At 36.8% G+C, this 1,594-nt stretch carries 2 protein-coding genes; both read left to right on the top strand.

Features of this window, described 5'->3' with window-relative positions; genetic code table 11:
- Positions 1–540: 540 nt before the first annotated feature.
- Positions 541–789 (top strand): hypothetical protein, encoded by a 249-nt coding sequence (locus DYY65_RS11415; protein WP_162478085.1) that lies wholly within the window; start codon positions 541–543, stop codon positions 787–789.
- Between the two features lie 601 nt (positions 790–1,390).
- The coding region (locus tag DYY65_RS12630) for a hypothetical protein (protein WP_236561815.1) at positions 1,391–1,594 on the top strand (204 nt) is incomplete at its 3' end.

Raw genomic sequence — 1,594 nt, forward strand, 5'->3', positions numbered from 1 at the left:
CGTAGTAGGTAGATGGATAGGTGGAATGGTCGGTAGATTTGGAGGAATGACATTGATGGAATGTTGACAAAAATGTGAATTAAACGGCAGGGCCGACTGTTCATGATATAACATGGAACAAGTCATTATGTGAATAGAAATTCCAGAAATATTGCAAGTGCTGCCATTTTTGATTTATACCCAATATTCGATAATTGCATTAAATATTTGTAAAATTGCCATACAATTATGAATCTCGATTAAAACTACAATTCTTGGGGCAAAGGCCACACGAGTGTTGATTCTAACAAGACAATCACCTAGAATGACGTAAAAGCCGTCAGATATGGTTGGAAGATTTCTCTTAGTGTACATATGTAGCTTATTTGATACTTTTCGGGCATAAATTGGATAGAAACTTTTAATATCAGCTATAAATAAAACGCGGATTAATGAGCCAACGAATAGAAATAATAATAGCCTAATTATGGTTATATCCGTGGCATTGATCCCATGATAAGAAAACTCGATTCGGATTGTATATGCCTATAGTGAGCAAAAATGAAGTATCCATTACGCAATACCATATATGAAAAAATTGAGCGCGCAGGGAATATAACAGATTCAGAACTAATGCGTGTTCTTGAGAAGGAGGATAATATTTTGAATTGGGCTGATTTGAATAAAGTGTTACTTGACCTTGAAATATATGGTTTGATAAGGGTTTCTTGGGTAACTAAGGACAAGCGAAGAATTGAAGATGCTAAGGGCAGAGGGTTTAAAATAGAGGTTGCAGACAGTGTAGACTAGTTTGTAATCATAATTGAGTTATAATTGACGCTTCATAGAAAGGATTCAAATGGACTAATATACCGTCACCTCATTCTTCACCTACTCTACGCTCAAGTTAATTGTCTGCAGCGGCTACGTGCCTTTCAAAAATCGTATACAAGATAAAGTATCACAAAAAATTAGAACTTTTAAGGTTATCGTAACTTACAAGATTTCAGTGTGGCTAATTATCTTAACCACTTAAGCTTGATGAGAGCCAAAAAGGGCCACTTAAGCTCGTTTCAATATGCCTTTACTTCTCACAACCTCTTCTTGATGCTAGTCCTGTGTTTCCTTAGGCGCTTTGTTAACTCTGTGTCTGTGTCTATATCTTCCTTCGATTTCCTACGTCTAACCCTTGGTGTGTCCCACAGATATGAACGGCATTTAGGACATAATTGTGGTCTATGTCCTACCTTTTGGGGAATCCATTCGTGACCGCACCGTAGACACTTCAGGCCCTTTATAGTGATATCTACATCAGGCAATGATAAGTAGTCTTGAGCGTGAAACCATATAAATAATTATCATGTGGTGATAACTATTTATATCATTATCACATAAGTGATAAGTAACTAGTATGTCAAACGATACAATCAGTTTGAAAGCATATCAAAAGGCTTGTAGTAGATGCCAAAAACAAATACTAATGAGTCCTTATGTCACGTCGGAAGGGGCCCATAAGTGGAGTGCTCTAAATCCAGAAACAAAGGAACCTCATAAATGCATACAGCAGCAACAGCAGTACCAAGCACAAATAACCCCACAAAAAATGGTTGAAAGT

It is taken from the genome of Nitrososphaera sp. AFS (assembly GCF_009898475.1).
GTDB lineage: Archaea > Thermoproteota > Nitrososphaeria > Nitrososphaerales > Nitrososphaeraceae > Nitrosopolaris.

Bases quoted from the DNA above. Each gene is read 5' to 3' on its own strand.
- DYY65_RS11415 (WP_162478085.1), top strand. From the start codon at position 541: ATGAAGTATCCATTACGCAATACCATATATGAAAAAATTGAGCGCGCA.